Source organism: Vibrio fortis, assembly GCF_024347475.1.
GTDB lineage: Bacteria > Pseudomonadota > Gammaproteobacteria > Enterobacterales > Vibrionaceae > Vibrio > Vibrio fortis.
Map to the genome: position 1 here is coordinate 1349295 of NZ_AP025487.1, position 7244 is coordinate 1356538.

The 7244-nt window shown below is 44.7% G+C and carries 6 protein-coding genes; 3 read left to right on the top strand and 3 right to left on the bottom strand.

The window, feature by feature from the left end:
- The first annotated feature begins 15 nt into the window (after positions 1–15).
- Entirely contained in the window at positions 16–462 is a 447-nt protein-coding gene (locus tag OCV50_RS06115) for a hypothetical protein (RefSeq protein ID WP_261903975.1), read from the top strand.
- A 72-nt stretch (positions 463–534) separates the two neighbouring features.
- Here the strand turns inward: OCV50_RS06115 and OCV50_RS06120 are convergent, their stop codons facing one another.
- The 3 genes from OCV50_RS06120 to OCV50_RS06130 form a co-directional block, all read right to left on the bottom strand.
- Positions 535–1773 (bottom strand): leucine-rich repeat-containing protein kinase family protein, encoded by a 1239-nt coding sequence (locus OCV50_RS06120; RefSeq protein WP_261903976.1) that lies wholly within the window; start codon positions 1771–1773, stop codon positions 535–537.
- Between the two features lie 190 nt (positions 1774–1963).
- Positions 1964–2542: a TetR/AcrR family transcriptional regulator gene (locus OCV50_RS06125; protein WP_239840750.1), complete on the bottom strand. Its 579-nt coding sequence runs from the start codon at positions 2540–2542 to the stop codon at positions 1964–1966.
- Positions 2539–3975, bottom strand: coding sequence for a coniferyl aldehyde dehydrogenase (locus OCV50_RS06130; RefSeq protein WP_261903977.1), 1437 nt, complete (start codon positions 3973–3975; stop codon positions 2539–2541). The genes OCV50_RS06125 and OCV50_RS06130 overlap by 4 nt, the downstream gene beginning before the upstream one ends.
- A 409-nt stretch (positions 3976–4384) precedes the next feature.
- Here OCV50_RS06130 and speA point away from each other — a divergent pair, with 409 nt between their 5' ends.
- Together speA and speB are read left to right on the top strand one after the other, a co-directional pair.
- The gene (gene speA / locus OCV50_RS06135) at positions 4385–6292 is read left to right on the top strand and encodes an arginine decarboxylase (protein WP_239840752.1); all 1908 of its coding nucleotides are present in this window, start codon (positions 4385–4387) and stop codon (positions 6290–6292) included.
- On the top strand, positions 6292–7218 hold the full coding sequence (speB, locus tag OCV50_RS06140) for an agmatinase (RefSeq protein ID WP_261903978.1): 927 nt from the start codon (positions 6292–6294) through the stop codon (positions 7216–7218). Before speA ends, speB begins: the two co-directional genes overlap by 1 nt.
- Positions 7219–7244 lie beyond the last annotated feature (26 nt).

Genomic DNA, 7244 nt, shown 5'->3' on the forward strand with positions numbered 1-7244 from the left:
GCGAGGCGAGATTGAATGAGCAATCCAGCACAGAAAACTTTTCTTCAGCTATATTGCAAAGAAGTGAAGCAGAACGAGTTATTGGATATAGCGGCGCTAATACCTGAATGGGCGATGGAACCTGAATTTCATACCTGGCGTCAGCAGAAACGAGAACTCACCAATGATGATGTCTCTGACCGAGTTTGGGTAAAGAGTTGTCCAGCGGGATATATCACAGAGGTGCATTTTCATCCTGATGGCAGGCTCAACGAGTATCGTCTATTTGATCGCTTCGAAACGTCCGGCCGTTGGCGTTTGAATAATGGTTTGTTGGAAGTGTCGATAGAGAAGGGCGACAATCAATATCGCTTTGTTGTGATTGCCAACCGAGGTGAGAATATCCACTCAGCCATCGAATATAAGAACGATGAATTGCACTCTTATTTAAAGCTTTTTCAAGTGGAAGCTGTGACAAGCTAATAGCGATAGTTTTGCTTAACTTTCGACTCAATGACGATTTACATCATCATTGAGTCGATGTGTTTCTTAGCTCTAGAATGTTAACTGAGTGAGCGCTCGGTGTTGCTGAGAGTCGAGATCCTCTTTGCGGCAAACACTTAATAGGTCGTCGATGAAGTGCTTAAGTGCTCTAGCTTCAATCGCCTTTATTCCTGATTGCTGTTTTTCGGTTAAATAGCCATAAATGGTAGCCGCTCCGAAATCACCAAAAATCATTTCACCCTGTGCATTCACAAGCGTGTTGTGCGCATAGAGATCACCGTGACAAACTTTGTTGTCGTGTAAGTGATTAAAGACATCAATCATCTGCTCAACAATACTAGTGATTTGAGTGATTGAAAGTTCAAAGCCCTCTTTGAAAGTATCACGCGTACAGGTTTCGAGTGTTGGTGGTAAACCTAAGTTGTAGTAGGTCTCCGGGATAAGCTCCATCACCAATGCTAGGTCTTTGCCATCATCAACCTGTGCAATGGACTTAACGAGATTATCGTGATGACCAGCTTGGAGACACGCCTCTAACTCATCATGCGGGTAGCCATCGCTAGTCACTTCACCTTTAAATACTTTAACAGCGACTTCATTTGGAAATGCGAACTTCTCATCTTGCCAGTTTGCGTGAGAAATGACACCGCTGGCTCCTTGACCAAGCACGTGGTTCAGACTGTAACTCGCTGTCGTTACCTGTGGCACACTGTCTAGCGATTTAGGATGCTTACAGAAAGGGTTTCCGGCAAACGCAAGCCATGCGAGTTTCGGTAGTTTGACGAGCAATTCAGGAAACTCAGAGAGCTGGTTAGCAGAAAGGCGAATCAACTCAAGGTTCAGCAAGTTTTCCATGCTGCGTGGCAGTGCTTTAATTTGATTTCCTGCCAGAGCGAGTTTTTGCAGCCTTGGGCGGTGTCCTAAGCTTTCAGGCAGCATTTCAATGGCGTTATCAGTCAGAATTAACCAACGTAATTTCTGTGGTAAGGATTTCTCACTAACTGTTTTGATTTGATTGGTCTTAAAGCCGACCATCTCAAGGTTTGGCAGGTCGCCTAACACTTCTGGAAGATGAGTAAACTGGTTATTAGAAGCAAAGATAATGCGTAGCTTGGTCAGTTTCGCTAATTCTTTCGGAAGCTCTGACAAGGCATTTCCTGAAAGGTCGAGTACCTCAAGGGTGTCTGCAAGCTCTATGATTTCCATTGGGAACGTTTTGAGGCCTTCTGCCAGTTTCAAATGTGTTGATCCCAATAATTGTCCGGATTGTAGTTGTTCTAGAGTTTGCAAATCTAAGCCTTCTGATGGTGTTTTATTTTGAGAGGGGTAGTGTACGTGGCTTAGCTATTGATTGCGAGGGCTGTCACGGTATCGAAACCGAGAAGAGTGGAAGACTTATGGGTTTAATTTGTCCAGTGTACCCCAAAACAAAGCCAACTATAGAAGCTGGCTTTGTTAAGAGAGAAAGTAATAAAACTAATTATTGGGTTTGGCCACCAATCGCTCGCCAACACATGTCAAAACTTTGCTGAACATAGCTCTGCTGTTGTTCTGCGGATAGCTGTGGTTGGTCTAGCAGCCAGTTGACCGATATTAAGAAGTGGCTATGAATGAAATAGCGCACTAATTCGATGTCTAACGTCATCAGATCACCAGCTTCTTGTCCTAAACGTACATTGTTATCCAAGGTAGCAAACATTTCGGAAACAATGGTCTGTCTCGCTTCGGTTGCCGGATGAAAATGAATGTTAGAAAAGAACTTCATCGCTGTTGGATGAGCAGCGGCCCAATCGATCCCGACTTTCCACAGTTGGCTCATCTTTAAATAGAGCGGTTCTGACGTCGAATCTAGATCCTGAAAAATACTCTTAAACAGTGCCTGCTTCAACTCTCTGAATAGCTCATCAACCAGTAGTGATTTGTTTTCAAAGTGATGGAACAGAGTCGCCTTTGCTACACCTGCCGCTTTAGCAATTTGAGCGGTTGATGTGCCTTCAACACCTTGTTCAGCGAAGAGTTGAAGTGCGGAATCTAAAATCTGCTGTCTTTTGGTGGTCATCGGTTAATCACTTTAAAAATCAATTTCTTGAACAAGCTATTATACGGAGGGTGCAATAGTTTTGTGTAGTTGATTTTTCCTCGGCTCAGAACCGTTTTCGCATGGCTGAAGGTTTTGAAGCCCTCGATTCCGTGATAATGCCCCATGCCCGATGGGCCAATACCACCAAAAGGAGCGTCATCCACTGCAACATGAACAAGAGAGTCATTGATGCACACGCCGCCGGAATGCGTTTTAGACAGTAATTTCTCTTGTACTTCGTTGTCATGACTCATGATGTAAAGAGCCAGTGGGCGCGGACGGTCGTTAATGTAATCAATAGCTTCATCCAAAGACTCATAAGGGACGATAGGCAATATCGGACCAAACAACTCTTCTTGCAATGCGAGCATATCGTCGTTGACTTCAGTCAGCAGATGCGGAGTCATACGGTGGTTTACGTCATCTTGAGCTTGCTCACTGACAGTATGAATGGTTGCGCCTTTCTGCTCTGCATCCTCAATGACACTTTTTAGTCGAGTGTATTGACGTAAATTGATCACAGAGGTGAGATCTTTGCTCTCAAGTCCCGCAAGGTAGAGCTTTTTGAAGTAACTTTTATAAGCGTCAACAAACTCATTTACTTTCGCTTTAGGGAGTAGGATGTAGTCTGGTGCGACACAGATTTGACCAGCGTTGAGACTTTTCGAAAATAGGATTCGTTGAACTGCGTCCATGATATCCATATCCGGTGCGATAACGGTTGGCGATTTACCACCTAGCTCAAGCGTCACCGGGGTTAGGTTAGCAGAAGCTGCTTTCATCACATGTTTGCCAACGGCTGTCGAGCCAGTAAACATAATATGGTCGAACGGAAGGGCGCTGAATTGCGCTGCGATATCCGCTTCACCCTCAATGATCGAGATTTGATCTTCACTGAATCCTTCGCTCAACATCTTTTTCAACACACGGTTTGTTGCGGGTGTGAACTCAGACATTTTCATCATCGCTGTATTGCCAGCGGCTAAAGCTGTAGCAAGTGGGCCGATTGATAACATGATAGGGAAGTTCCAAGGAACAATGATTCCAATAACACCTAGTGGCTGATAATGAACACGCACTTTTGCAGGCTGAAGCATCAAACCGGCACCTCGACGAGAAGGCTTCATCCATTTTTTTAGATGCTTTCGGTTGTAGTCAATCAAATGCAACGAAGGCGTGATATCGGCGATCAAAGAGTCGTATTTTGCTCTTTGGCCATAATCTTCAGATAGGGCTTCGATGAGTTGGTCTTGATAACGAACGAGCAGCGCCTTCAAGCGTGCCAGATCTTCTTGACGCGATTTAATATCGGGATTTGAGTTTGAACGAAAGCGTGCTTGTTGAGCCGAAAACGTCGCGTTCATATCTACACTGACGGTGGATTCATCATTTGTTATTGGATTGTGGTTCATTGTATTTTATTCCCCATTTTGCTGACTGACCGATCGGTCAGTGGTTTAAATTTATACTAGCCATCTCCGTTTTACAAGTTACAACCAGAAAAAGTTTAAAAACTGTGCAGAGAAAACATGTGTGATAGGAGCAAAAGGAGGCGGTTTTTATGCACGTAGCGAAAAAAAACTAACTCAATGTTCACCGCGTATTAGTACCTGAACTGGTGGCAGGCCTTGGTGTACCGTTATCTCACACGTGATTAAAGAAACGATTGTCGAGACGACAAATATCTATGATTGGACTCGCTCGCCAGAATATCAGTTAATGCGCCCAATGAATCGTAAAGCGTCGATTTAACTTGGGTAATGCCGTATGTATGAATAGGGCGTTGCTTGGTGATGGCCCTATATTGTGAGGTCTCTTGAAATGGAACAATCAGTTAATTTAGATCGCATCCGTGCAGAATATAACGTAAAGCACTGGAGCCAAGGTTTCTACGGTATTGATGACAATGGAGAAGTGTATGTCTCTCCAAGTAAAACGGATCATCAAATTCCTTTGAGCAATATTGTAAAGCAGCTTGAACAGAAGAATGTCGGCTTACCTGCATTGGTGCGATTCCCGCAGATTGTTCATCAGCGAGTTCATAATATTTGTAATGCGTTCAACCAAGCTATCGATGAATACCAATATGACAATCGCTACTTACTGGTTTACCCAATTAAAGTAAACCAGCAGAAAGAAGTCGTAGATGAGATTTTGGCAAGCCAAGCTCAGCTAGAACAAAAACAATTGGGCCTAGAAGCGGGCAGCAAACCAGAGCTATTGGCTGTGCTTGCGCTAGCGCAAAAAGCGAGTTCAGTGATTGTTTGTAATGGCTACAAAGACCGCGAGTATGTTCGTTTGGCTTTGATTGGTGAGAAACTGGGTCACAAAGTTTTCATCGTACTTGAAAAGCTGTCTGAGCTTGATCTTGTGCTCCAAGAAGCGAAAGCACTGGGTGTGAAACCACGCTTAGGTCTACGTATTCGCTTGGCTTCTCAGGGGGCAGGTAAGTGGCAGGCAAGTGGTGGTGAGAAGTCGAAGTTCGGCTTGTCTGCATCTCAAGTGCTTACTGTGATTGAGCGTTTGAAAGCGGAAGAACAATTAGAAGCGTTAGAGCTAGTTCACTTTCACTTAGGCTCACAAATGGCAAACATTCGTGACGTACGAAATGGGGTGAGTGAAGCTGCGCGTTTTTACTGTGAACTGCGTGATATTGGTGCTCAACTGGATTACATCGATGTGGGTGGCGGACTAGCTGTGGACTACGATGGTACACGTAGCCAGTCTTCTAACTCGATGAACTACGGTCTCTTAGAGTACGCACGCAATATCGTGATGACAGTGGGTGACATTTGTAAGCAGTACCAACAGCCAATGCCGGTGATCATTTCTGAATCTGGTCGCTCTTTGACAGCGCACCACGCAGTGTTGATCACGAATGTAATTGGTACCGAAAGTTACTCACCAGAGGTGATTGTTGAGCCTGAAGAAGACGCGCCACAATTATTAAAAAACATGTGGCGTAACTTTCAGTCACTCAGAGATGGCAGCGATGACCGTGCCTTGATTGAGATTTACAACGATACCCAAAGTGATATTGCAGAAGCACATAATCAGTTTGCGACTGGTATGTTGAACCTTCAAAGCAGAGCTTGGGCTGAGCAGATCTCTTTACGCATCAACTACGAATTGAACCAGTTGATGAGCACAAAGAACCGCTACCACCGTCCAATTTTGGATGAGTTAAATGATCGATTGGCTGATAAGTTCTTCGTGAACTTCTCACTATTCCAATCGCTACCAGACGCATGGGGTATTGATCAGGTGTTCCCTGTGTTGCCACTAAGCGGTCTAGATCGTGTAGACGAGCGACGTGCAGTGGTGCTGGATATTACTTGTGATTCAGACGGCACCATCGATCAGTATGTTGATGGTCAAGGTATCGAAACGACGTTGCCAGTACCAGCATGGAATCCAGATGAACCGTACTTGATGGGTTTCTTCTTGGTTGGCGCATACCAAGAGATCTTGGGTGATATGCATAACCTATTTGGTGATACGCATAGCGTGGTTGTGAATGTCGACAACGATGGTAAGGCGAACCTAGATTACATCAACGAAGGTGACACGGTTGCGGACATGATGCGCTACGTGCACATTGATGTAGATTTGATTCGTCAAAACTATGAAGAGATGGTCAGTGCTAAAGTCCCACAAGAGGAGCAGCAAAACGTGCTTGCTGAGTTGGAACAAGGCTTGATGGGTTACACTTACTTAGAGGATTTTTAATGAACGATCTGTTTACTAAAAAAGACTATTCATTGTACTCCAATGCAATGACCTTCATGCGTCGTCCATTGGTGCAAAATCCAGTGGATGCAGAAGCTGATGTCGTTGTGCTAGGTGCACCGTTAGATATGGCGACATCTGGTCGACCGGGTGCGCGATTAGGCCCTGATGCGATTCGCCGTGCCTCAGTAAACTTGGCGTGGGAAGGTAAGAAGTTCCCTTGGGACTTTAACGTCTTCGATCACACCAAGGTTATTGACTCGGGTGACTTAGTGTTTGATACCGGCGATGCTGAAGATTTAACCGTTCGACTAGAAGCAGCGGCGACCGAAATCCTCAATAGTGGTAAAACGCTATTAGGTCTAGGCGGTGATCACTTCATCACATTGCCTTTGCTGCGTGCTTACGCGAAAAAGTATGGCGAGATGGCTCTGATTCATTTTGATGCGCATACGGATACTTACAGCCACGGCAGTCGTTATGACCACGGTACTATGTTCTATCATGCGCCAAACGAAGGGCTAATTTCGAAAGAACACTCGGTTCAAGTCGGGATTCGTACAGAGTATGACAAAGATGATCATGGCTTTAACGTTATCAATGCGATGGAAGCAAATGATCTGAGCGTCGATGAGATTGTATCTCGTATTAAGCAGACGGTTGGCGATAAGCCTGTTTATCTGACGTTCGACATTGACTGCTTAGACCCGGCTTTTGCTCCTGGTACAGGAACACCAGTTTGTGGTGGGTTGAATTCAGACAAAATCTTGAAGATCATTCGTGGTCTTCAAGGTGTGAATATGGTCGGAATGGATGTTGTTGAAGTATCACCGGCTTATGACCAAAGTGACATTACGGCGTTAGCGGGAGCAACTATTGCTCTAGAGCTTTTGTATGTTTGGACAGCAAACCGTCTAGCTAACTGATTTATTCAAAGTTATATCTATTTTCA